The organism is Streptomyces sp. NPDC046859 (assembly GCF_040645135.1).
Taxonomy (GTDB): Bacteria; Actinomycetota; Actinomycetes; order Streptomycetales; family Streptomycetaceae; genus Streptomyces.
On record NZ_JBEYXR010000024.1, the window covers coordinates 1 to 22,519 of the forward strand.

Consider the following 22,519-nt stretch of genomic DNA (forward strand, 5'->3'; position numbering starts at 1 on the left):
CAGCTTCTTCTGTGCGCGTCGCAGGAAGCGCGGGGAGTCGATCTTCGTGCCGTCGGACAGGACCGCGAAGTGCGTCAGGCCGAGATCGATACCGACGATGCGGTCGGTGTCGGGCATCCGGGTCGCATCGACGGCGGGATCGTTGTCGATGACGAAGGAGGCGAAATACCTGCCGGCCGCCTCCTTGACGACGGTGACGGAGGTGGGGGTGGCGGGCAGGGTGCGGGACCAAGTCACCTTCACCGCGCCGATCTTCGGCAGGTCCAGACGGCCACCGCCGGTGATGCTCCAGCGGGCGTTGGCGGTGAACCGGACCGACTGCCGGGCGTCCTTGCGGGACTTGAAACGGGGCGGACTGATCTTCGGACCCTTGCGGGTGCCTTTGAGGGAGGCGAAGAAGTTGCGGTAAGCGCTCTCGGCGTCCCGCAGGGACTGCTGGAGCACTACCGCGGAGACCTCACCCAGCCAGGACCGCTCGGCAGTCCGTTTCGCCTCGGTGATCAGGCGCGTGGACAGCTGACCGACCGTCGGGAAAGGCTGCCCGGCCCTACGGGCGTCCTCACGGGCACGCACCGCGTCGTTGAACACGACACGGGCGCACCCGAACGCCTTCGCCAACGCCCTCTGCTGGCCGGCATCCGGGTACAGGCGAAAGCTGTACCGAAGCTGCACGACCGTCACCCTACATACGTGGGTTATGGATGAGATGCAGGAGATCAGAACTGGCCGGCACTGTGCTTTCGTGATGCATGTGCACTTGGGTCTCGTGACGAAATTCCGGCACAAGGTGTTCACCCATGCCCACTTGAGGCGTATGGAGGAGATCATGCAGTCGGTGGTGCGGACTTCGAGTGCGAGCTGGTGGAGTTCAACGGCGAGGACAACCACGTCCACCTGCTGGTGAACTTCCCGCCCAAGGTCGCCGTGACCAAGCTGGTCAACTCCCTCAAGGGTGTCTCCTCCCGAAGGCTCCGCCAGGAGTTCCCCGACCTGGTACGCCACTACTGGCGGGCCAGCAAACACTGGTCCGGGTCCTACATCGCCGGAACCGTCGCCGGCGCCCCGCTCTCCGTGATCAGGCAGTACATCGAACAGCAGAACCGACCGGTGTCAGCACCACCCGGCTGAACCGGGAAAAGCCCTCGCGACGCTCCTCGCCGCAGGCAAAGAGCCACGCCGTCCGGCTCCGCCGGACCTGAATCCGCGACGCTCCGCGTCGCGACCAGTAGATCCGCTTCACCACCGGCCTGAAGGCCGATCACTGCGAATGAATTCTGGTAGCCGGTCCCCCTCCGGAGCACCTGCCGCGGGGCACGCCGCCCACCGCTCCGGCCGCGGGCGGCGTGTGCGACCTCACGCGCCGGTTACGGTTCGTCCAACCTCTGGTTGCCGGGCCGTGATCGCGCCACTATGGGGCCATGACACTGGCCCAACGCGCCATGGAACGCCTGGAAGTCTGGCCCGATCTCAGTGCGGGTCCGGCCGGCTGCGGCGCGGGGCGGGCACTGCGCTCAGCCCACAGCGAGATCGTGCACTTCCACTCGGACCGGGAGGTGGATCTGCATCTCACCCTTCCCGCGATCCAGCGTTTCGGGCGGGGCCTGTGGGACTCCACGGCGGTGCGGCTGGTGCCGGGTTCGCGCTGGGTGACGCTCCATCTGGGCTGCGAGGCGGACGTCGACCTGCTGATGAGCCTGGTCAGTGTCGCCCTGAAGGCCCATCAGGGCGGGCCGCCGGCCGACGGGCCTCCGCACCGGGCGGCGTGCAACTTCCGCCGGGTGACGGTGCTTCCGCGCGCCGAGGCCGGCTGACCCGGGCGAAGCCGGTCAGCGCACGAGGCAGGGCCGCTTGGGGTCGAAGGTCCAGCCCTCGATCAGATGCCGCATGCCGGCGGCGTCGTCCCGGCCCGACAGGGCCTTCTCCCGGTGGAGTTCATGGGCGGCGAGGAGCCGGTCCCGGTCCAGCCGGACGCCCAGTCCGGGGGTGTCCGGCACGGCGACCTCGCCGCCGGTGATCCTCGGCGGCTCGACGGTGAGCCGTTCGCGGCCCTCCTGCCAGATCCAGTGGGTGTCCAGGGCGTTGTACTCCCCCGGCGCCGCGGCGCCGCAGTGGGCCATCATCGCCAGCGAGATGTCGAAGTGGTTGTTGGAGTGGCACCCCCAGGTCAGTCCCGTCGCGTGGCAGAGCTGGGCGACGCGCACCGACCCCCGCATGGTCCAGAAGTGCGGGTCGGCCAGCGGGATGGACACCGAGTGCAGGGCGAGCGCGTGGGTGAGCTGCCGCCAGTCGGTGGCGACCATGTTGGTGGCCGTGGGCAGTCCGGTGGCCCGGCGGAACTCCGCGAGGACCTCCCGGCCCGAGTAGCCGTCCTCCGCCCCGCACGGGTCCTCGGCGTAGGCCAGGGTGCCGACGAGCGGACGGCACAGCTCGACGGCCTCGCGCAGCGACCAGGCACCGTTGGGGTCCAGGGTGATCCGCGCGTCCGGGAAGCGGTCCTTGAGCGCGCGGACGGCCTCCACCTCCCGCGGGCCGGGCAGGACACCGCCCTTGAGCTTGAAGTCCTGGAAGCCGTACAGGGCGTGGGCGGCCTCGGCCTGCCGGACGATCGCCTCCGGGGTCAGCGCCTCCTCGTACCGGACGCGGTACCAGTCGACCGGTGAGCCGGGGTCGCGCACGTAGTCCAGGCCGGTGCGGTCCGCGTCGCCGACGTGGAAGAGGTAGCCGAGCATGCGGACCGTGTCGCGCTGCTTGCCGTCGCCGAGCAGGGCGGCGACCGGGACCTCCAGGTGCTGCCCGAGCAGGTCCAGCAGGGCGGACTCGACGGCCGTGACCGCGTGCACGGTGGTGCGCAGGTCGAAGGTCTGCGCCCCGCGCCCGCCGGCGTCGCGGTCGGCGAAGGCGGCTTCGATCGCGCGCAGGATCTGCTTGTAGTCGCCCACGCGGGCGCCGACGACCAGCGGCCCGGCGTCGCGCAGGGTCCGGGTGATCGCCTCGCCGCCCGGCACCTCCCCCAGTCCGGTGCGGCCCTGGGAGTCCTCCAGGACGACGACGTTGCGTGTGAAGTACGGGGCGTGCGCGCCGGACAGGTTGAGGAGCATCGCGTCCCGTCCGGCGACCGGATACACGGACAGGCGGGTGACGACGGGCTGGGTCATGACGGGACGCCGATCTCGGGAGCTGTCTACATATGGAGACGGAGGTTACGTCCGTGGACAGCTCAGGGTCAATGGCCCGGTGGGCGGCTCCCCGGCGCGAACCTCCAGCCCGTCCAGCGCAGGACGGACACCGCGACGACCGGCCCCTGCGGCGGTCGTTCCACGTACTGCGGATACTTGGCCCGCAGCAGCTCCACCGCGTCCGCGTGCCCCGCGCGGGTCTCCTCGTCGGGCGCGCCGGGTTCGAGGACGCGGGCACCTCCGTCGGCCCGCACCCACCACAGCCGCTCCCAGTCCTCGTCGTACAGGTCCGCGAGCAGGCAGACGGCCGGGTGGACGGCGATGTCGCGCAGCCGCGCCGGGCGGAGGGTGCGCTTGGGCTTGTGGTCGATGGCGGTCACCACGACGTCGCCGCGCAGCGCGAAGACGACCGGCACCAGATGCGGACGCCCCGACGGGGCGATCGTCGCCAGTCTCGCGACCCGCTCCGCGGCGAACCGCTCCCGCGCCTCGTCCTGCTCCATGTCCGGCATGCCGGCTCCTTCGGCCAGGGGGCGCGGGCCGCGGCGTTAGGGGTCGGGCGACGCGTCCGCGGTGTCGTCCGACGCGCTGTCCGCGCTCCGCGCTGTCCAGTCGTAGGGCCCGCCGCCACGCCATTCGATCAGCTCGGGGTCGTCGACGGCCCGGTCCTCCGAGGGCAGGCCCGCGCGGTGGACCAGGTCCATGACGTCGAACAGGCTGTACGCGGTGCCCGTGGTCTCGCCACGGATCGTCACCGGACGTCCGCCGTCCGGCTGCGGCGGCTGCACCACCACGGGGGGACGCGTGCTCATGACACCACCATGCGCTCTCGACGGCCGCCGCGCAGCCCGGCGTACCGGACGGTCAGTCGGACGGCCCAGCGTCCTCGGGCGGGTCTGCTGCCAGTCATGCCGCCGCCCTACCCACGGACGCGGGACCCACACCCGGCGGCGGGTGAGAATCCCGTGTGCGCGGCCGGCGAGACGTTACGGCAGCGGGGTGCCGCCCGTCGCGTTGAGGATCTCCGCCGTGATGAAGCTGGCCTCCTGGGAGGCGAGATAGACATAGGCGGGGGCGATCTCGGCCGGCTGGGCCGGGCGGCCCATGGGGCTCTGCTTGCCGAACTCGGCCGTGTCGGGCAGCGTCGCCGGGATCAGCGGCGTCCACACCGGGCCCGGCGCCACCGCGTTCACGCGGATGCCGCGCTCGACGAGCATCTGGGCCAGGCCGTGGGTGAAGGTCACGATCGCGCCCTTCGTCATGGCGTAGTCCAGCAGGTGGGGGCTGGGCTGGTAGGCCTGGACCGACGTCGTGTTGATGACGCTGCCGCCCTCGGGGATGTGCGGCACGGCGAACTTGGTCAGCCAGAACATCCCGTAGAGGTTGGTGCGCATCACGCGGTCGAACTGCTCCGTGCTGATCGCCTCGATGCCGTCCGGCTGGGACATCTGGTAGGCGGCGTTGTTCACCAGCACGTCGATCCGCCCGAACTCCTCGACGGCCCGGTCGATCAGCGCCCGGCAGTTCTCCTCGTCCCGGATGTCGCAGGTCACGGCGACCGCCTTGCGGCCGGCCTCCTCCACCAGCCGCGCGGTCTCGCGGGCCTCGTCGGCCTCCTCCTCCAGGTAGGTGAACAGGACGTCTGCGCCCTCGCGGGCGAAGGCCAGCGCGACGGCCCGCCCGATACCGGAGTCGCCGCCGGTGATGACGGTCGCACGGCCCTCCAGCCGGCCGGAACCGCGGTAGCTGTCCTCGCCGTGGTCGGGCGGCGGGTCCATCGGGCCGGTCCAGCCCGGGTGCGGCTGGTCCTGTTCGGGGAAGTCGGGCTGCGGGTGCTGGGTGGCCGGGTCTTGCTGCCGGTGCTGCGGGTCGGTCACGACGGCCTCCTGGACCGGTCGAACGGGCACGATCCGGGACCGGGTTCCCGCTCGGCCGGAAGCCAAAAGCGATCAAGCCGGACGTCCCCCGGATGCCGGCGCGCCCCGCGCCCCGCCCTCAGGCGTCCTGGTTCCGGTCGAGCAGCGCCCGGACGCCCTGCGCGGTCAGCGCCAGTTGCTCGGGCGACCCGGCGTCGATGACCAGGGACAGTTCGTCGGACGGCCAGCCGTGGGCCAGCGCGCCGAGCCGGACCGTGTGGTGCCGGCGCGTCTGCGGCATGGCCTCCTCCAGCCGGTCCGACGACGTGAAGACCGGCACCAGGGAGGTGCCGTCCTGCTGTTCGAACACCGGCAGGGTCAGGGCCGCCGGGCCCGGGCCCTCGCCGTCCGCCGCGGCCGGGACCAGCACCTCGCTGTCCGCCAGCGTGCTCAGCGCCGTCTGGTCGGCGCCCTTCTCCACGACCGTGCGCAGGGCGTCCTGCGCGGCCGCTGCCGAGTTGTCGAAGTGGGGGTCGGTCATGGTGCGTCCCCTAGCCCTGGGAGTCGCCGCGGACCGGGTCACGGGCGGTGCGTCCGGTACGCGGCCGGACGCACCGGGTACCCCCGGCACGGCACCGTATGTGGGCGGGCGCCGGGCGGTCGGCCCCGTCCGGCGTTTCGCCGCGGGCGGGCCGGGCACCCGGCGCCCGCGCAGACGCCGAGGAGGAGTGCCATGTCCTTCCGCGACCGCACCCACGCCGGACGGGAGCTGGCCCTGCGGCTGACCGGCGGGACGGGCCCCGGTGATCCGTTCGATCCTGTCGTGCTGGCCCTGCCCCCCGGTGGTGTACCGGTGGCCGCCGAGGTGGCCCGCGCGCTGCAGGCGCCCCTGGACGTCCTGGTGGCCGGGGAGATCAGGACGCCGGTCCGGCCGGAGACCACGATCGGGGCACTCGTCGCCGACGACCCGCCGCTGTACGACCGCAACAGCCTGGCCATGATGCACCTGTCCGAGGACCGGCTCGGCGACATCGTCGTGAACGAGCGCAACGCGCTGCACCGGCGCGAGTACCGGTACCGCGGCCGACGCCCGCTGCCGTCCGTCGCGGGCCGCACGGTCTTCCTCGTGGACGACGGACTGACGACCGGGCTGACGGCCACCGCGGCCCTGCGGTTCCTGCGCCGTCACGGTCCCTCGCGCCTGGTGCTGGCGGTGCCCGTCGGCAGCCCTCGCACGGTCCGGGCTCTGCGGGCCGAGTGCGACGACCTCGTCTGTCTCGTGCAGCCGCCGCGGCTGCACGCGGTCGGCGAGTGGTACGAGGACTTCGGCGCCGTCTCCGAGGAGGAGGTCACCGGGACACTGCAGGCGTTCCGGACCCCCGCCTGACGAACGGCCCGCGCCCCGGCGGCGGCTCGTGGCATCGTGCCCGGCATGGAGTTCGATGTGCGCCCCGCCGAGGTCTTCGAGGACGTCCGTACCCTGATCGGTCCCCGGTCGCCGACGGCGAGCGTCTGCTGGTGCCTGAGCCACCGCCTCCCCGCGACGATCGAGAAGCGGTTGCGCGGCCCGGACCGCGGCGCGTACGTCGCCGGGCTCTGCCGCGCCGACCCGCCGCCCGGGGTGATCGCCTACGACGGCGACGAACCGGTCGGCTGGGCGGCGGTGGCGCCGCGCGCGGCCACGTCCTACGCCCGCAGCCGCACGATCCCGCACCTCGACGATCTGCCGGTCTGGTCGCTGTGGTGCCTGCGGGTGCGGCCCGGTCACCGCAAGCGGGGGGTCACCCACTCCCTGATCGCCGGGGCCGTCGCGTTCGCCCGCGACCGGGGCGCGCCGGTGCTGGAGGCGTACCCCCTGGACAACGGGGACGCCCGGGTCGACGTGACCATGGCCTACGCCGGCCTGCGCCGCAACTTCGAGCGGGCCGGGTTCGCGTACGCCGCCGGCACCACCTCCGTCCTGGCCGGGCACCCCCGCGTCCTCATGCGGCTCGACCTGCGTTGACGGGACGTTCGCGACCGCGCCTCAGTGCACGGAGAGACCACCGTCCACGAAGATCGACTGCCCGGTGACATAGGCGGAGGCGCGGCTCGCGAGGAACACGGCGGCGCCCGCGAAGTCCTCCGCCAGGCCGTTGCGCCCCAGGAGGGTGCGCGCGGCGAGCGCGGCGACCTTCTCCGGGTCGGACGACAGCTTGGCGTTCAGGGGCGTCATGACGAACCCGGGCACGAGCGTGTTGCAGGTGACGCCGTACGGCGACCACGCCTCGGCCTGGGAGCGGGCCAGCGACTCCAGGGCGCCCTTGGAGACGCCGTAGGCGCCGCTCTGGACGAAGGCGCGGTGGGCCTGCTGCGAGGTGACGTGGACGATGCGCCCGAAGCCCCGCTCGGCCATGCCGGGTCCGAACCGCTGCCCCAGCAGGAACGGCGCCTCCAGGTTCACGGCCATGGTGGCGTCCCAGACGTCCTCGCCGAGCTCGTCCAGCGGGGGACGCAGGTTGATGCCGGCCGAGTTGACCAGGATGTCGGGCTCGCCGAACACCGCGGCGGCCTCCTCGGCCGCGGTCCGCACGCCGTCGCGTGTGCTCAGGTCCCCGCTGACCCAGGCCGCACGGCAGCCGCGCTCCTCCAGCGCTTCGACCGTGGCGGCGAGCTCCGCCTCCCGGCGGGCGACGACCACGACCCGGGCGCCGGCGCGCGCCAGGGCCTCGGTGATCGCGCGGCCGATGCCGGAGCTGCCGCCGGTCACGACGGCGACCCGGTCGTCCAGGGAGAACAGTTCGGAGAGGTAGGTCTGCGAGGTCATGACCGCACCCTACGGTCGGGCCGTGTGAGCGCGGCCGGCGCGGGGCACTCGACGTCCGCGGCGGCCCGGCCGGGGCCGCCCGTGCGGACCGGAGGTGGAGAACATGGGGCACGGCGGAAACGTCATCGACGAGCTGATGACCGATCACCGCGAGGTCGAGGAGCTCTTCGGCAGGATCGAGGCTCTTCCGCCCGGTGACAAGAAGCGCAAGCTGTACGCCGACCAGGTCACCATCGAGCTGGTCCGGCACTCGGTGGCCGAGGAGGAGTATCTGTACCCGGCGGTTCGCAAGCATGTGGCGGGCGGAGACGCGATCGCCGACCGGGAGATCGAGGACCACGCCGAGGCCGAGCAGATCATGAAGGACCTCGAGGGCTGCGACGTCGAGGACACCGCGTTCAACCGGCTGATCAACCGGCTGACGACCGAGGTGCGGGCGCACATCGCGGACGAGGAGCAGAACCTCTTCCCGAGGCTGCGCGCGGCCTGCCCGCCGGAGGCGCTGGACGAGCTGGGCGACAAGGTGCGGCTGGCGAAGAAGACGGCGCCGACCCGGCCGCACCCGGCGGCCCCGGACAAGCCGCCGGCCAACAAGCTGCTGGCACCGGGCGTGGGCCTGGTCGACCGGATGCGCGACGCGCTGTCGGGCCGCGGCAAGAAGGCGTGAGCGCGCCCGCCTAGGCGACCAGGGGGGCCCGGCCCGGGTCCAGGCGCTCGTGCAGGGCGGGTCCGTGCAGCGCGGCCACGGGGGCCACGAGGTCGGGGTGGCGCAGCAGCGCGGCCGCCTCACGGTCGTACGGGTCGGGCGACACCAGACGGCGGAACTCGGCGGGCACCGAGGTCGCGTGGCCGACCTCGGCCGTCGCGGCCACGGCCCGCCGGGCCAGTTCGGGGTCGGTGAGCAGGCAGGCCGCCCAGCTGGCCACGACCTCGTCGACCCAGGAGCGCCAGGCGCTGTCCGTGTCGTCGGGGGCGGCCGCGTCGGCGCCGGTGATCCAGTCGAGGCCCGCCGAGCCGCCCGGGCCGGCCATCGACAGGAGCGCGACGTCGGTCGGGGTGGGGTAGCGCAGCCAGGCGGCGACGGTCACGGCCTGCCGGGCCTGGACCTCGCCGAGGGCGTCGGCGAGGGCGCCGCCGCACGCGGGATAGGAGCGGATCAGCCACTGGGTGGTCGCCGCTATGAGCGGGGAGAGATCTGCGAGCACTGCGGGACCGTCCGGGACTCACGAGGTGCTGGGGTCGCCGACACCGTAGCTCCGCGCCCTCGTCCGGGGACGTGGCCGCCGCCACGTTCTGCGCGTGGCCTCCCCCACACCTCCGCGCACCCGTGAGTACCGCCGCGTACGAGAACGTCCGGGCCGGCCGATGCGGCCGGCCCGGACGTCGCGCGGGAGTGATCAGACCAGGTCGTACCGGTCGAGGTTCATGACCTTGACCCAGGCGTCGACGAAGTCCTTCACGAACTTCTCCTTCGCGTCGTCGCTCGCGTAGACCTCGGCGAGCGCGCGCAGCTCGGAGTTGGAGCCGAAGACCAGGTCGGCGCGGCTGCCGGCCCACTTCAGCTCACCGGTCGCGGCGTCCCGGCCCTCGAACGTGGTCTGGTCCGAGGACGTCGACTTCCACGCGGTGCCCATGTCGAGCAGGTTGACGAAGAAGTCGTTGGTCAGGGCACCGGGGGTGTCGGTGAAGACGCCCAGCTGCGACTGCTGGTGGTTGGCGCCCAGCACGCGCAGGCCGCCGACCAGGACGGTCATCTCGGGGGCGGTCAGCGTGAGCAGGTTGGCGCGGTCCAGCAGCAGGTACTCGGCCGGCAGGCGGTTGCCCTTGCCGAGGTAGTTGCGGAACCCGTCGGCCGACGGCTCCAGCGCTGCGAACGACTCGACGTCGGTGTGCTCCTCCGTCGCGTCGACGCGGCCCGGCGTGAACGGCACCTGGACGTCGAACCCGCCGTCCTTGGCGGCCTTCTCCACGGCCGCGGAGCCGGCGAGGACGATCAGGTCGGCCAGGGAGACCTTCTTGGCGCCGGTGTTGAACTCGCTCTGGACGCCCTCCAGGACCCGCAGGACCTGGGCGAGCTGGTCGGGGTCGTTGACCTCCCAGCCGCGCTGCGGCTCGAGGCGGATACGGGCGCCGTTGGCACCGCCGCGCTTGTCACTGCCGCGGAAGGTCGAGGCCGACGCCCAGGCGGTGCTGACCAGCTGTGAGACGGTCAGGCCCGACTCCAGGATCTTGGCCTTGAGGACCTCGACGTCGGAGGCGTCGATGGGCTCGCCCTCGGCCTCCGGCAGCGGGTCCTGCCACAGCAGCGTCTCCTCGGGGACCTCGGGGCCGAGGTAGAGGGACTTGGGGCCCAGGTCGCGGTGGGTCAGCTTGTACCAGGCGCGGGCGAAGGCGTCCGCGAACTCCTGCGGGTTCTCGTGGAAGCGCTTGGAGATCGGGCCGTAGATCGGGTCGAAGCGCAGCGCCAGGTCGGTGGTGAGCATCGTGGGCAGACGCTTCTTCGACGGGTCGTGGGCGTCGGGGATGATCGCCTCGGCGTCCTTGGCGACCCACTGCTTGGCGCCGGCCGGGGACTCGGTGAGCTCCCACTCGTGGCCGAACAGGATGCCGAAGAAGTCGTTGGTCCACTGGGTCGGCTTGGTGGTCCAGGTGACCTCCAGGCCGGAGGTGATGGCGTCGCCGCCCTTGCCGGTGCCGTAGGTGGACTTCCAGCCGAGCCCCTGCTCCTCCATGGAGGCGGCCTCGGGGTCGTTGCCGACGGCGTCGGCCGGGCCGGCGCCGTGGGTCTTGCCGAAGGTGTGGCCACCGGCGATGAGGGCGACGGTCTCCTCGTCGTTCATCGCCATGCGGCGGAACGTCTCACGGATGTCGCGGGCCGCGGCGACCGGGTCCGGGTTGCCGTTGGGGCCCTCGGGGTTGACGTAGATGAGGCCCATCTGGACGGCGCCGAGCGGGTTCTCCAGCTCGCGGTCGCCGCTGTAGCGCTGGTCGTCGAGCCAGGTGGTCTCGGGGCCCCAGTAGACGTCCTCGTCGGCCTCCCAGACGTCGGCACGGCCGCCGCCGAAGCCGAAGGTCTCGAAGCCCATGGTCTCCAGGGCGACGTTACCGGTGAGGATCATGAGGTCGGCCCAGGAGATGGACTGGCCGTACTTCTTCTTGACCGGCCACAGCAGACGGCGGGCCTTGTCGAGGTTGCCGTTGTCCGGCCAGCTGTTCAGGGGGGCGAAGCGCTGCTGGCCGCGGCCGGCGCCGCCGCGGCCGTCGCTGATGCGGTAGGTGCCGGCGCTGTGCCAGGCCATACGGACCATCAGCGGGCCGTAGTTGCCGAAGTCGGCCGGCCACCAGTCCTGCGAGTTGGTCAGGACCTCGGCGATGTCGCGCTTCACGGCGTCGAGGTCGAGGGCCTCGAACGCCTGGCGGTAGTCGAAGTCCGCGCCGAGCGGGTTGGCGACGACCGGGTCCTTGGCGAGGATCTTCAGGTTGAGCCGTTCAGGCCACCACTGGCGGTTTCCGCCGCCCTGGGTCGGGTGCGCTGCGCGATCGTGCGCGACGGGGCAGCCGCCTGTGCCCTCCGCCTTCGCATCGGTGACGATCGCATCGGAGTTCTCAGCCATGGGAAACCTTCCGGACTAGGTGAATCACAGTGCGCGGGGCGCACCGGTGGGGGTGGAGCAGTCGGGGCACAGGCCCCAGTAGATGACCTCGGCCTCGTCGATGGCGAAGCCGTGGTCGTCGGAGGCGGTCAGACAGGGTGCCTCGCCGACCCCGCAGTCGACGTCGGCGACGACACCGCACGAACGGCAGACGACGTGGTGGTGGTTGTCACCGACGCGGCCCTCGAACCGGGCGGGGCTGCCGGCCGGTTCGATACGACGTATGAGTCCGGCCGCGGTGAGGGCGTGCAGCCCTTCGTACACGGCCTGGAGGGAGACATGACCGACGCGATCGCGCACCCCCGAGGCGATGGCCTCGACGCCGAGGTGGTCACCGGCGCGGACGGCTTCCAGCAGCGCGACACGCGCGGCGGTCACCCGCAGGCCGGCGCCGCGGAGCTCCTCGGCGGGGGTGGGGGTCTGGGCTGCGGTCATGACCACAACCTATCGCGCTAAACACGAACGACTCAAGAAAACGAACGATGAAAGTCTGAGGGCCCAAGAGGCCCGGCCACTGGTGCACATGACACTTCACGAGACCCCCCATAGCGCTAAAAAGCATTTTTTCTGACATTTACTGATCACTTCGCGTCAAGGCCTCCCCTTGGTCGCAGACCAAGCGAACTCGATGGAGGTACTCACGCATGCTCGGCAGACCCACAGACGGCCGCCGCGCCGCCCTGACCGCTCTCGGCGTCCTCGCCGTCACCGCGATGACCACGGCCGCGGCGGCCGCACCGCCCCCCGCGCCGCTGCCCGCGTCCACCGCCGCCCAGACGGTCGGCGCCGACCGGCCCCCGGCCCAGGTGCTGCGGGCCCTGGAGCGGGATCTGAAGCTGACGTCCGCTCAGGCGGCCGAGCGCCTCGTCAACGAGGCCGAGGCGGGTGCGCGCGCGGGCCGGCTGCGTCTCTCCCTCGGGCAGCGGTTCGCCGGCGCCTGGCTGACGGGGGCGACCGCCGCCGAGCTGACCGTGGCGACGACGCACTCCTCGGACGTGTCGGCCATCGAGGCGCAGGGCGCGAAGGCGGCCGTCGTGAAGCGGCCGCTCGCCGACCTCGAGGCCGTCAAGGAGAGGCTGGACAAGGCCGCCGCCGGCGCCGCGACGAAGGACGCCCCGGTCTGGTACGTGGACATGCCGTCGAACCGGGTCGTCGTGCGGGCGGCCCGGCGCGCGGCCGCCACGTCGTTCATCAAGGCGGCCGGCGCCCAGGACGCGGGCGTCGCCGTCGTCGTCTCGGCCGAGCGGCCCCGGCCGCTGGCGGACCTCGTGGGCGGCGAGGCCTACTACATCGAGAACTCCGCCCGCTGCTCCATCGGGTTCTCCGTCACCAAGGACCAGCAGCAGGGCTTCGTCTCCGCGGGCCACTGCGGCAACCCGGGCAACACGACGACCGGCGCCAACCAGGCCGCGCAGGGCGAGTTCCAGGCGTCCACGTTCCCCGGCAAGGACATGTCCTGGGTGGCCGCGAACAGCGACTGGACCGCCACCGCCGACGTCAAGGGCGAGGGCGGGCAGAAGACCCAGGTCACCGGCTCCGTCCAGGCGCTCGTCGGGGCGTCGATCTGCCGTTCCGGCTCCACCACCGGCTGGCACTGCGGGACCATCCAGCAGCACGACACGAGCGTCCGCTACTCCGAGGGCACGGTCGGCGGGGTCACCAGGACCACGGTGTGCGCCGAGCCCGGCGACTCCGGCGGCCCCTACCTGTCGGGGTCGCAGGCCCAGGGCGTGACCTCGGGCGGCTCGGGCGACTGCACGAGCGGCGGCACCACGTACTACCAGCCGGTCAACCCGATCCTGAGCGACTTCGGCCTGGTCCTGAAGACGGCGACCGCGCAGAAGGGCACGCAGGCCACGCAGGACGAGGCGGCGAACGACCAGTGGGCGGCGGGCCGCGTCTACGAGGCCGGCAGCACGGTGACCGTCGCCGGGGTGCGCTACCAGTGCCTCCAGAGCCACCAGGCGCAGACCCGGTGGGCGCCGGCCGGCACACCCGCCCTGTGGCAGCGGGCGTAGCCGGACCGCAGGACGCACCGCGGCCGGTGCGGGGCCGGGCCCCGCACCGGCCGGTGTGCGTCAGTCCTCCGCGAGGAGCGCGTACGCCGTGGGCGTGAACGGGTCGCGGGCGCGGTAGCGGCGGGTGCACACCGCGACCAGCGCTGTCCCGGTGTCCGGGCGGAAGCCGAGGAAGGCCTGCTGGCCGAGGGTGGCCCCGCTGTGGAAGTACATCGGGCCGCCGTCGGTGGGGTGCCGGAACCACGCCACGGTGTGCTCGTGGACGTGTCCCCGGCCGCGCCGCAGCACCGGGGTGCGCACCGCGCGCAGCGCGCCGGCCGCCGGGGAGCCGGCCGGGTCGAGGTGCGCCTCCAGGAAGGTGAGCAGGTCGTGCGGGGTGGCCCGGACGGCACCGGCCGCGTCGAAGCCGCCCGCGTCGAAGGGGAGGGTGGGGGTGCGGCCGTCCTTGCCGTGCCCGGTCGCGTCGGTCTTGGGGTCCTCCGGGCGCAGCGAGGTGCCGTTCAGGCCGAGCGGGCGCAGCACCCGCTCGGCCATCAGCTCCTCCCAGGGCGTGCCGGTCACGGCGGCCAGGGCGTGCCCGAGCACGGCGACGCCGAAGTTGGAGTAGTGCCACCGGGTGCCGGGCCGGTGCCGGGGGCGGTGGCGCAGGAAGGCGTCGACGACCCGTTCGGCGGGGTAGCGGCCGTAGGGGTTGGTGCGCCAGGCGGGTAGCGCGGCGCGGTGGAAACCGGGCGGCAGGGCGGGCAGTCCCGCGGTGTGCGTGACGAGGTGGGCGAGGGTCACGGGGCCGGCGCCGGTGGGGCGGCCCGGTCGCAGGCAGGCGGCGGCGGGTTCGCCCCCGGTCAGCAGGCCGCGTTCGACGAGCCGCGCGAACAGCAGTCCGGTGAACGCCTTGGAGGCCGAGCCGATCTCGTAGCGCAGGTCCTGCCGGGGCACCGCCGGGGACACAGCGGTGCCCCCGCAGTGCAGGGTGCGGCGGCCGTCGCGGGACACCGCGAAGACGACGTCGGGGGCGTCCACGGCGTCGACGGCCCGCACCAGCCGCTCGGCCAGGCCGTCGTCCCCGTGAGGGGCGGCGGCCTGCCGAGCGGTGTCCTCGGCCGCGCCCGGCCAGGGCGTCGCGGGGGCGCTCATGCGGTGGCGTGGGCGAGGGCGGTCAGGGCCCGGGAGGTGGCGAGCACCGAGGCGAACGCGGCCACCAGCGTCGGGTGGTAGACGATGTCGAACACCTCGTCAGGGTCGCCCTCGGGCATCGACCGCACGGCCGGCATGGCGCCGTCGGCCTGCTGCGCGGCGGCGAATCCCGCCCAGGCACGCCCGTCCAGGGTGGGGCGGGGCAGACAGGCGTCGACGACGAGGAGTTCGCCGAGCAGGTCCCAGCGCTCCAGGTCCAGCCAGTCGTCGATCCAGACCGGCAGCCAGGTGGTGAGGTAGTCGGCGAGACGCGGCGGCAGCCCTTCGGGGCGCGCCCCCCACTCGGTCAGGTGGAACACGGTGTGCGTGACGTCGTAGGCGATGTGCCCGCCGACGGTCCACGGTTCGGGGGTGTGGCCCAGCCAGGTGGCGCCCGCGAGGTCCGCCTCGGGGGTGCGCGGGGCGAGGCCGAATCGGCGCTGGAACGCGGCCAGCCCGAGCCGGCGATTGGGGTCCACCTCGAGCGCCGACCAGCTCTCCAGCCGGTGGTAGAGGCGCACCGCGCGCTCCACCTCGGGCTCGGTGTAGCCGAGTTCCTTGTACGGCAGGTACACCTCGAAGGGGATGGGCGACAGCGGTTCGACGCGCTGGCCGCGGGCCAGCATGCGGCCGCCGTCCAGGGTTTCGCGCCAGGTGTGGTCGAGGAGCCGGCGGGCCAGGTCGGCCTGCCGGGACCCGGCCACGCCCTCGCGGAACAGCACCCGGCAGATCAGGGCCAGTTCGCCGACGGGTTTGAAGCGGTCCAGGAAGCCGATCTCGGGATCGGCGTCGGGTTCGAGGCGGAATCCGTCGCGGTGGGCCCACAGCCACTCCAGGGCGCGGACCCCGACGGTGTGCATGAGACGGGTGTCGGTCATCCGGGCACTCCTTGTCCCCTGTACCGGTGGTGTCCGCCCGGGCCGGCGGCGGCCTCGGCGGTCAGGTGTGCGAGGCACTGCGCGGCGGCGAAGGCGGCCATGAGCGTGGAGTGGTAGCAGTGCAGGAAGTCCGGCTCCCGGCCGTCGCCGTACTCCTGCTGCGGGAGGGCGCCCGAGGCGCACTGGGCGTCGGCGATCCGGGGCCAGGCGTCCCGCAGGACGCCGGGGTCGGGCGGGTCCGGCAGGCTCGCCGCCACGACGAGCAGTTCGCAGCTCAGGTCCCACATGCCGGCGTCGAGGCAGGTGTCGAGCCAGGCGGGCAGCCAGTGGGCGAGATAGGCGGACAGGTCCGGGGGGACGGCGCCGGGGGCGCGGCCCCAGTCGGTGAGGTGGAAGACGACGTGGGTGAGCGCGTACCCGGCGGAGCGCTCGAACGTCCAGGGTTCCGGGAGGCCGCCCAGCCAGGTCCGCCGCAGGACCCGCGAGGCGTCCTCGGGCCGGTGGATGCCGGCGCGCCGCTCGGCCTTGAGCACGCCGAGCCGGCGGGTCGGGTCCTGTTCCGTCAGCCTCCATCCCCGGGTGCGGGCGGTGACGGCGGCGGCCGTCTCGTAGCCGGAGTGCCGCAGTCCCGCCGAGGCGAAGACCGAGTAGATCTCCAGGGGGTACGTCGCGAACGGCTCCAGACGCTGGAGGTGCAGGAACAACTCCCCCTGCCCGGTCTGGCGCCAGGCGAACCGCAGCAGGCCGGCGGCGGCCTCGTGGAGCGGGTCGCCGGCCGGGCTGCGCGCGCAGACGCTCGCGCAGGTCTGGGCCAGTTCCCCGAGGGGTTTCCAGGTCGCGTCCACCTGGCCGTCGGCGGCGAGCGCACCCTCCCCGAGAGCGAACTCGTCCCGGTGGGCGGACAGCCAGGCGAGCGCCGCGGCGCCCACCTCCTGGATCCGCGCGGCGTCCGTCGCCGTCATACGAGTGCTCCGGCGGCCCGCATGATCCGGGCGGCCTGCACCTGGAGCGCGACCCGGGGGTCGGTGCCGCCCATCAGTTCCACGAAGTCGAGGCCCGCCTCGAGCCCCAGCGTGTCCGGCACCCCGTCGACGAGGGTGAGCCAGCGTCCCGCTCCGGCCGCCTGCTGCCAGTCCCGGCGGCGTACCGCCCGGACGAAGCCGCGGGCGAGGTCCACGGGACGGCCGCGGGCCACGCGGGCCACCGCGCTGTCCTCCCCGGGCACGGCCAGGGCGGCCAGGACGGCGAGTTGATGGGTCAGGACCTGCCAGGTGGCCGTCTCCAGCCAGGCGGTCCCGGGTTCCCCGGTGTTCGTGCCGGGCGGCGCGGGCAGGGGGGAGCCGAGGCGCGCGAGGGTTCGGCGCATCGCCCAGTGGCTCCAGTGGACGGTGGGGGCGGTGTCGGGGCGGGGCGGGTACGCCTCGGCCGTGCGGCGGAAGGCGGCCAGCGCCTCGGGTACGGGCGGGGCCGGGAAGAGGACGTGAGGGAGGAGCAGATCCGCTCCCAGTACCCGCACGGCCGCGAGGATGAGACTGCCCTCGACGTCGTCCATGGCGGAGGTGCCGGACATGCGCACATGGTCTCCGCCCCGAAGGGCGGAGACCACGTCGGACGCAAGGTCCTGCACCGCGCCCTGCAAGAGGGCCGAAGTGCCTGACTGCTCCATTCAGCGTGCTCCTGTCGGGTTCGCCGGTCCTCAGCCCTTCTTGGGCCGCGGGGTCGGCGGGGACAGCAGCAGCTGGGTGTCTGCGGAGAGCAGCGCCAGGGCGGCGCACTCCCGGCTGTCACGGAACACTCCGTCAGGCTCGGCGGGGTCGAGTGCCGCGTCGAGGTCCGTGCGGACGCCGGTCGTGTCCTTGGTCGCCTTGTCCATGGAAGGCATATCACCATCTCCTCTGGGGTCAGCCATAGCCTCCACAACCCAGATGACCACACCGCCTCAGAACGCGCATCTTTTCTCACCAGTGCACATACGTCCCTTCTTAAACATTTCGGATCAAGAAGGCCCGAGGCGCCGAAGAGCTCGGCCCGCTCGACCGAAACCGCGTGCCACCATGGGAGTTGAGGACTCGAAGCGGTGAAGGGACGCCCTCCGCAGCCGTGGTGACGCACGCCATACGGCCCCCGTGTCACAACCGCGGGGCCGGATCGGTCAGTGAGGTGTATCCCCTCTTACCTTCTGGGAGTTCACAGTGGAACCGCGTCTCGACTTCTTCGGCAGCCCGCTCGCCGGCAAGGTGCTGCAGCACGTCAACTCCGCCGGCAAGGCCATCTCGGACTCGTCGCTGCCCGGCACCGTCCAGGAACTGGTGAAGATCCGCGCCAGCCAGATCAACGGCTGCGGCTTCTGCACCGACATGCACACCAAGGACGCCGCGCACGCCGGCGAGAGCGCCCAGCGCCTCCACCTGGTGGCGGCCTGGCGGGAGGCCACGGTCTTCACGGACGCCGAGCGCGCCGCCCTCGAACTGGCGGAGCAGGGCACCCGGATCGCCGACGCGTCCGGCGGTGTCACCGACGAGGCGTGGGCCCGGGCCGCCCAGCACTTCGACGAGGAGCAACTCCTGGCGCTGATCTCGCTGATCGCCCTCATCAACGCCTACAACCGCGTCAATGTCATCAACCGGCAGCCCGCCGGGGACTACCGTCCGGGCCAGTTCGGCTGACCGGCGCCGGTTCCGTCCGCCGGGGCGCTCCGGCGGACGGACAACTAGCATGGTGGTCCGGGACGGGAGGCACGATGCGCGACCGGGACGACGGCGAACCCCTCGAACGGGCCATGGACGACGGGAACTCGCTCGAACACGCGATGAAGGACTTCCTCGCGGCGCGTCCCCAGCTCTTCGGCATCGCCTACCGCATGCTCGGCAGCGTGGCGGACGCCGAGGACATCCTCCAGGAGACCTGGCTGCGGTGGCAGCGCACCGACCGCTCGGCCGTCCGGGAGCCCGCGGCGTTCCTGACGACCGTCACCACGCGCCTGGCCGTCAACTCCACGCGGTCCGCCCGCAGGCTGCGGGAGACGTACGTGGGGCCGTGGCTCCCGGAGCCGGTCGACACCCGCGCCGATCCGCAACTGGGCGCGGAGCGGGCGGAGGCCGTCGACCTGGCGGTCCTGCTGCTCCTCGAGCGGCTCAACCCGGTGGAGCGCGCCGCGTACGTGCTGCGGGAGGCCTTCGACTACCCGTACGGGCGGATCGCGGGGATTCTTGAGACGAGCGAGCCGAACACCCGTCAGCTGGTGAGCCGCGCCCGCAAGCATCTGAAGGCGGCGCGCCGGGAGCCGGTGAGCGACGACGCGCACCGGCGGCTGCTGGAGACGTTCCTCGAAGCGGCGCGAGGCGGCACGCTGACGGCACTGGAGGACCTCCTCGCCGAGGACGTCGTCAGCTACGCGGACGGCGGCGGGATGCGCGGGGCGTCCCGGGTCCCGGTCGCCGGGCGGGAGCGGGTGGCCAGGTACCTCGTGGCCTTCGCGCCGCGGTTCTGGCCGCGCTCGCAGGTGCGCTGGGTGGAGGCCAACGGCAGGCCCGCGGTGCTCGTGCGGCGCGAGGGCCATCCGGTGGCACTGCTGTGCGCGGACGTCTCGGACCGCGGGATCGAACGGCTGATGTGGGTCATGAACCCGGCCAAGCTGGCGCCGTATGTATCCGCGGTCGCCGGCTGACGACCCGTCCGCGCGGGTGGCGGTGCGGCTTCCAGGTCCTGGGAGCCACACCGGGCGAAAACGTTTCGCCCCGGCCCGCCGGAGGTTACCGTTCGGTAGACATCGTCGTCCCGGAGGTGCCCCGTATGACGCCCGACCGTGCCGCAGGTCTCGTGGAGTCCGCCCGCGCGCTGGCCGGCGGGGAGGTGACCTCGCGGGCTCTCGTCACCGAGGCGCTGGCGCGCATCGAGGCCACGCAGGGGTCTCTCAACGCGTTCCGCGTGGTCCGGGCCGAGGCCGCCCTCGCCGAGGCGCGGGCGGCGGACGAGCGGCTGGCCTCCGGTGAGCGGCTGCCGCTGCTCGGTGTGCCGGTCGCGGTCAAGGACGACATGGACGTGGCGGGCGAGCCCACCGCGTTCGGCTGCCGCGGGGAGTTCCCGGCGGCCGCCGAGGACGGGGAGGCGGTACGGCGGCTGCGCGCGGCCGGGGCGGTGATCGTCGGCAAGACCAACACCTGCGAGCTGGGGCAGTGGCCCTTCACGGAGGGGCCCGCCTTCGGCGCCACCCGCAACCCCTGGCACCCGGACCACACGCCGGGCGGCTCCTCCGGCGGGTCGGCCGCCGCGGTCGCGGCCGGTCTGGTGCCGGCGGCCCTGGGCTCGGACGGCGCGGGATCGGTCCGCATCCCGGCCTCCTGGACCCATCTGATCGGCATCAAGCCCCAGCGGGGACGCATCTCCACCTGGCCGCGCGGCGAGTCCTTCAAGGGCATCACCGTCAACGGCACCCTCGCCCGCACGGTCGCCGACGCCGCGCTGCTGCTGGACGCGGCCGCCGGCAACCACCCGCGCGACCCGCACCGCCCGCCCGCCGTCGACGCCTCGGCCGCCGTGGGCCGCGACCCGGGCCGGCTGCGCATCGCGCTCTCCCTCAAGCCGCCGTTCACCGCGGTGCCCGCCCGGCTCCAGCGCGAGGTGCGGGCCAAGGTCGTCGAACTGGCCGCACGGCTCGCGGCGTTGGGCCACGACGTGGAGGAGGCCGACCCGCCGTACGGCCGGATCGGACTGACGTTCGTGCCGCGCGCCACGGCCGGGATCGCCGAGTGGGCTGCCGACGTGCCGTCCCCCGCGCTCCTGGACCCGCGCACCCGCAGCGCCGTCCGGCTGGGCCGGCTGCTCGGCGGGCCCCCGCTGCGGGCGGCCCGCCGCGCGGAGGCGGTCCTGCACCACCGGATCGGCCGGTTCTACGAGGCCTACGACGTCGTCCTCACGCCGACGACCGCCGCTCCCCCGCCCCGGATCGGCGCGCTGGCCGAGCTCGGCGGCTTCGCCACCGACCGGGCCATGATCGCCGCCTGCCCGTACGCGTGGCCGTGGAACGTGCTGGGCTGGCCCGGTGTCAACGTGCCGGCCGGGTTCGTGGGCTCCCTGCCCGTCGGCGGTCAGCTGCTCGGGCCGGCGCACAGCGAGCCGCTGCTCATCTCCCTCGCCGCACAACTGGAGTCGGAGCTGCGCTGGCACGAACTGTGGCCCCCGCAGCAGGGCGAGACGGCGCCGGTCGCGGCCGGCTGACCCCGGGGAGAGGCGCCCGGGACCACCCGGGGGGTGTCTTGCCGGTCAGCCCGGATCAGCGAGCGGTCCGGGGCGTGCGTCGCGAGGCGGAGGGGGGCCGACGCGACGGGGGTCCCCCGATCGGGCGAAGCCGGGAGCGCGGGAATCGGCGACCGGCGACAACGCCGCGAGGCGCGGTGCCGGACGAGGGGAGCCCGGCATGACCGACGGGACACCCCCTAGGGTGCCTCCGTGAACACGTACACCGAAGAGAACGTCCCGGGCCGTCACGGCCGTTCCGCCACCACGGAGGCCGACCCGCGCGCGGTGGGCAAGGTGCGCACCGAGTACTCGCCCGCCCACGACGGCGACCCGGACCCCGGGGAGATCGTCTGGACCTGGGTGCCCTTCGAGGAGAACGACGGCCGGGGCAAGGACCGCCCGGTGCTGGTGGTGGCGCGCGAGGCCACCGGGACCTTCCTCGCGGTGCAGCTGTCCAGCAGGAGCCGCCACGGCGACCGTGAGTGGGTGGCGATCGGCAGCGGCCCCTGGGACCGCACCGGCCGGGACTCCTGGGTGGGGGTCGACCGCGTGCTGCGGCTGTACGAGGAGGGGATGCGCCGGGAGGCGTGCGCCCTGGACCGGGGCCGCTTCGACCTGGTCCGGCGCCGTCTGCACGAGCGCTACGGCTGGACCTGACCCGTGGGGAAGGCCCGGGCGAACGCCGCGCGTGTCGCGCCGTCCCGGGTGCGGTCGAGCACCCCGAACACCACGCGCTCGAACGCGGAGTCGAACCGTCCGCCCGGTCCGAGCAGGCCCCGGAACGCCTCCGCGACCCGCGCCGGGTCGTTCTGGAAGACGCCGCAGCCCCAGGCGCCGAGCACCAGTCGCCGGTAGCCGTGCGCGGCGGCGGTCTCCAGCACCCGCTCGGCGCGGGTGGCGAGCGCACGGGGCAGTTCGGCGGCGCGCTCGGGGGCCGTACGCCGTACGACGCCCGCGTTCGGTGCGGCGGCGGTCAGGAAGCCGGCCGTGTACGGCTCGGCGAGCAGCAGGCCCCGGTCGTCGCGGAAGACGGGCACGGCGGGTGAGTGGATGACGCGGTCCGTGTAGAACGGGTCGCGCCGGGCGCGGTGGTGGTCGTAGAACCCGGGCGCCGCCCGCAGGCAGGTACAGAGGGCCGAGGCGCGGCACAGGGCCTCCTCCTGGGCCTGCGCGCCGTTCAGGAAGCCGCCGCCGGGATTGCGGGCCGAGGCGAAGTTCAGCACGGCGGTGCCGGCGCCGAGGCGGCGGGCCGCCTCCAGGCTGCTCTCCCCCGTGACCTCGAACGACGTCGTCACCGGGGCCGTATCCGGCACGGGGACGGGCTCGGGGCCGTACATCCGCGTCCCTTCGCGGGCCGCGCGGACGGCGGCGGCGATGAGCACCTCGCGGCCGTCCGGCGCGCGGTAGGAGCCCGCCGCGACGATCCGCTCGGTCTCCTCGGCGATGCCGCGCAGGCGCGCGCTCATGGCGCCACCCCCGTGCGCGCCATGCGCCCGCGACCGCGCGGGCCGCTCGTGCTCTCCCCCGCCGTGCTCACCTGAGCATCCTGGGCGATGCTGGTGCTGCGCCGCAACAGGAATTCCAGCGGTCCGGCGACCGTGCGGGACGGCCGGAAAAGCCCCAGCACACGCCGCGGAAAGGGAGATGACCGACCCCGAACCTGCCGGACACGCACTCTTGTGCGACTCGTCGTGAACGTCTTGGGTGGGACGAGTGTGCCG

25 protein-coding genes and 1 pseudogene are annotated in these 22,519 nt (G+C 73.4%); 10 read left to right on the plus strand and 16 right to left on the minus strand.

From position 1 onward, the window contains the following. The coding region (locus tag ABZ899_RS28365; protein ID WP_361351229.1) for a transposase at positions 1-672 on the minus strand (672 nt) is incomplete at its 3' end. Positions 673-697: 25 nt separating this feature from the next. Between ABZ899_RS28365 and tnpA the strand changes: the two are divergent. Beyond that, positions 698-1,128 (plus strand): annotated as a pseudogene (gene tnpA / locus ABZ899_RS28370) (IS200/IS605 family transposase). Between the two features lie 290 nt (positions 1,129-1,418). Continuing rightward, entirely contained in the window at positions 1,419-1,811 is a 393-nt protein-coding gene (locus tag ABZ899_RS28375; RefSeq protein ID WP_361351231.1) for a luciferase family protein, read from the plus strand. Positions 1,812-1,826: 15 nt separating this feature from the next. Here ABZ899_RS28375 and ABZ899_RS28380 read toward each other — a convergent pair whose 3' ends face one another. The 5 genes from ABZ899_RS28380 to ABZ899_RS28400 form a co-directional block, all read right to left on the minus strand. Then, on the minus strand, positions 1,827-3,155 hold the full coding sequence (locus ABZ899_RS28380) for an enolase C-terminal domain-like protein (RefSeq protein WP_361351233.1): 1,329 nt from the start codon (positions 3,153-3,155) through the stop codon (positions 1,827-1,829). 68 nt (positions 3,156-3,223) lie between these two features. Further along, positions 3,224-3,688 carry a TIGR03668 family PPOX class F420-dependent oxidoreductase gene (locus tag ABZ899_RS28385; RefSeq protein ID WP_361351234.1) on the minus strand — a complete coding sequence of 155 codons (465 nt, stop codon included), beginning with the start codon at positions 3,686-3,688 and terminating at the stop codon, positions 3,224-3,226. A 36-nt stretch (positions 3,689-3,724) separates the two neighbouring features. After that, positions 3,725-3,988 (minus strand): hypothetical protein, encoded by a 264-nt coding sequence (locus ABZ899_RS28390; RefSeq protein WP_361351235.1) that lies wholly within the window; start codon positions 3,986-3,988, stop codon positions 3,725-3,727. A gap of 174 nt (positions 3,989-4,162) precedes the next feature. Further along, positions 4,163-5,053 (minus strand): SDR family oxidoreductase, encoded by an 891-nt coding sequence (locus ABZ899_RS28395; RefSeq protein WP_361351237.1) that lies wholly within the window; start codon positions 5,051-5,053, stop codon positions 4,163-4,165. Positions 5,054-5,171: 118 nt separating this feature from the next. Continuing rightward, positions 5,172-5,573 carry an SseB family protein gene (locus ABZ899_RS28400; protein ID WP_361351239.1) on the minus strand — a complete coding sequence of 134 codons (402 nt, stop codon included), beginning with the start codon at positions 5,571-5,573 and terminating at the stop codon, positions 5,172-5,174. A 192-nt stretch (positions 5,574-5,765) separates the two neighbouring features. Here ABZ899_RS28400 and ABZ899_RS28405 point away from each other — a divergent pair, with 192 nt between their 5' ends. Continuing rightward, positions 5,766-6,419: a phosphoribosyltransferase family protein gene (locus ABZ899_RS28405; RefSeq protein ID WP_361351241.1), complete on the plus strand. Its 654-nt coding sequence runs from the start codon at positions 5,766-5,768 to the stop codon at positions 6,417-6,419. A 45-nt stretch (positions 6,420-6,464) separates the two neighbouring features. Then, positions 6,465-7,037 carry a GNAT family N-acetyltransferase gene (locus ABZ899_RS28410; RefSeq protein ID WP_361351243.1) on the plus strand — a complete coding sequence of 191 codons (573 nt, stop codon included), beginning with the start codon at positions 6,465-6,467 and terminating at the stop codon, positions 7,035-7,037. A 21-nt stretch (positions 7,038-7,058) separates the two neighbouring features. Here the strand turns inward: ABZ899_RS28410 and ABZ899_RS28415 are convergent, their stop codons facing one another. After that, a complete protein-coding gene (locus ABZ899_RS28415; RefSeq protein WP_361351245.1) occupies positions 7,059-7,838 on the minus strand; it encodes an SDR family oxidoreductase in 780 nt (259 codons plus the stop codon). A gap of 103 nt (positions 7,839-7,941) precedes the next feature. Between ABZ899_RS28415 and ABZ899_RS28420 the strand changes: the two genes are divergently transcribed. Continuing rightward, positions 7,942-8,505 carry a hemerythrin domain-containing protein gene (locus tag ABZ899_RS28420; RefSeq protein ID WP_361351247.1) on the plus strand — a complete coding sequence of 188 codons (564 nt, stop codon included), beginning with the start codon at positions 7,942-7,944 and terminating at the stop codon, positions 8,503-8,505. 10 nt (positions 8,506-8,515) lie between these two features. Here the strand turns inward: ABZ899_RS28420 and ABZ899_RS28425 are convergent, their stop codons facing one another. From ABZ899_RS28425 to ABZ899_RS28435, 3 genes are all read right to left on the minus strand, one after another. Then, the gene (locus tag ABZ899_RS28425; RefSeq protein ID WP_361351249.1) at positions 8,516-9,043 is read right to left on the minus strand and encodes a hypothetical protein; all 528 of its coding nucleotides are present in this window, start codon (positions 9,041-9,043) and stop codon (positions 8,516-8,518) included. 192 nt (positions 9,044-9,235) lie between these two features. Beyond that, positions 9,236-11,452 (minus strand): catalase/peroxidase HPI, encoded by a 2,217-nt coding sequence (katG, locus tag ABZ899_RS28430; RefSeq protein ID WP_361351251.1) that lies wholly within the window; start codon positions 11,450-11,452, stop codon positions 9,236-9,238. Positions 11,453-11,476: 24 nt separating this feature from the next. Then, positions 11,477-11,926: a Fur family transcriptional regulator gene (locus ABZ899_RS28435; RefSeq protein ID WP_361351253.1), complete on the minus strand. Its 450-nt coding sequence runs from the start codon at positions 11,924-11,926 to the stop codon at positions 11,477-11,479. Positions 11,927-12,135: 209 nt separating this feature from the next. On the opposite strand from ABZ899_RS28435, the gene ABZ899_RS28440 reads away from it, so the two are divergent. Further along, positions 12,136-13,509, plus strand: a complete 1,374-nt coding sequence (locus ABZ899_RS28440) for an alpha-lytic protease prodomain-containing protein (RefSeq protein ID WP_361351255.1) — start codon at positions 12,136-12,138, stop codon at positions 13,507-13,509. Between the two features lie 60 nt (positions 13,510-13,569). On the opposite strand, the gene ABZ899_RS28445 is transcribed toward ABZ899_RS28440, so the two are convergent. From ABZ899_RS28445 to ABZ899_RS28465, 5 genes are read right to left on the minus strand one after another with little or no spacing between them, the layout of a single operon-like run. Next, the gene (locus ABZ899_RS28445; protein WP_361351257.1) at positions 13,570-14,643 is read right to left on the minus strand and encodes a serine hydrolase domain-containing protein; all 1,074 of its coding nucleotides are present in this window, start codon (positions 14,641-14,643) and stop codon (positions 13,570-13,572) included. Beyond that, positions 14,640-15,560: a hypothetical protein gene (locus ABZ899_RS28450; protein ID WP_361351259.1), complete on the minus strand. Its 921-nt coding sequence runs from the start codon at positions 15,558-15,560 to the stop codon at positions 14,640-14,642. The genes ABZ899_RS28445 and ABZ899_RS28450 overlap by 4 nt, the downstream gene beginning before the upstream one ends. After that, on the minus strand, positions 15,557-16,522 hold the full coding sequence (locus ABZ899_RS28455; RefSeq protein WP_361351261.1) for a hypothetical protein: 966 nt from the start codon (positions 16,520-16,522) through the stop codon (positions 15,557-15,559). Before ABZ899_RS28455 ends, ABZ899_RS28450 begins: the two co-directional genes overlap by 4 nt. Next, the gene (locus ABZ899_RS28460) at positions 16,519-17,226 is read right to left on the minus strand and encodes a hypothetical protein (RefSeq protein WP_361351263.1); all 708 of its coding nucleotides are present in this window, start codon (positions 17,224-17,226) and stop codon (positions 16,519-16,521) included. The genes ABZ899_RS28455 and ABZ899_RS28460 overlap by 4 nt, the downstream gene beginning before the upstream one ends. 30 nt (positions 17,227-17,256) lie before the next feature. Then, positions 17,257-17,442, minus strand: a complete 186-nt coding sequence (locus ABZ899_RS28465) for a hypothetical protein (protein ID WP_086872279.1) — start codon at positions 17,440-17,442, stop codon at positions 17,257-17,259. 310 nt (positions 17,443-17,752) lie between these two features. Between ABZ899_RS28465 and ABZ899_RS28470 the strand changes: the two genes are divergently transcribed. The 4 genes from ABZ899_RS28470 (at position 17,753) to ABZ899_RS28485 (ending at position 21,455) form a co-directional block, all read left to right on the plus strand. Further along, positions 17,753-18,226 carry a carboxymuconolactone decarboxylase family protein gene (locus ABZ899_RS28470; protein WP_361351265.1) on the plus strand — a complete coding sequence of 158 codons (474 nt, stop codon included), beginning with the start codon at positions 17,753-17,755 and terminating at the stop codon, positions 18,224-18,226. Between the two features lie 74 nt (positions 18,227-18,300). Continuing rightward, entirely contained in the window at positions 18,301-19,227 is a 927-nt protein-coding gene (locus ABZ899_RS28475; RefSeq protein WP_361351267.1) for an RNA polymerase sigma-70 factor, read from the plus strand. Between the two features lie 125 nt (positions 19,228-19,352). Continuing rightward, the gene (locus tag ABZ899_RS28480) at positions 19,353-20,777 is read left to right on the plus strand and encodes an amidase (protein WP_361351268.1); all 1,425 of its coding nucleotides are present in this window, start codon (positions 19,353-19,355) and stop codon (positions 20,775-20,777) included. A gap of 231 nt (positions 20,778-21,008) precedes the next feature. Further along, positions 21,009-21,455 (plus strand): type II toxin-antitoxin system PemK/MazF family toxin, encoded by a 447-nt coding sequence (locus tag ABZ899_RS28485; protein WP_361351269.1) that lies wholly within the window; start codon positions 21,009-21,011, stop codon positions 21,453-21,455. On the opposite strand, the gene ABZ899_RS28490 is transcribed toward ABZ899_RS28485, so the two are convergent. Next, complete coding sequence (locus ABZ899_RS28490; protein ID WP_361351271.1) at positions 21,440-22,264, minus strand: TIGR02452 family protein; 825 nt, start codon at positions 22,262-22,264, stop codon at positions 21,440-21,442. The genes ABZ899_RS28485 and ABZ899_RS28490 overlap by 16 nt on opposite strands. Between the last annotated feature and the right edge of the window lie 255 nt (positions 22,265-22,519).